Source organism: Corynebacterium sp. MSK041 (genome assembly GCF_030232265.1).
In the GTDB taxonomy this organism is placed as follows: Bacteria; Actinomycetota; Actinomycetes; order Mycobacteriales; family Mycobacteriaceae; genus Corynebacterium.
Genome location: NZ_JASPJK010000073.1, coordinates 1 through 252 on the forward strand (window position 1 = coordinate 1; position 252 = coordinate 252).

The window sequence follows — 252 nt, forward strand, 5'->3', positions numbered from 1 at the left end:
CAGCCACACCGCACCGTCGGCGTCGACTCGCCCGAAGTCCGCTGGATTGGACCTGACCGGGTGTACTGACACAGGAGCTTGCGCCTTCATCCCCGGGGTGGGCTTCACCTTTTTGGGCATGGCACCCGGGCCTGGGCGTGGGCCCGGCTTCGGGCGGGCAGCCCCGGTCTGGGGTTGGGAACTCTGCTGCTTGTCGGTCATGCTTTCTTCCTTTGCACGTCAGTCACCGGCTCCGCGAGCGGAAATACTCGT

General features: G+C 65.9%; 1 pseudogene. It reads right to left on the minus strand.

The window, feature by feature from the left end:
* A pseudogene (locus tag QP968_RS11230) lies at positions 1 to 201 on the minus strand (DUF349 domain-containing protein); the annotation flags it as partial.
* Positions 202 to 252 lie beyond the last annotated feature (51 nt).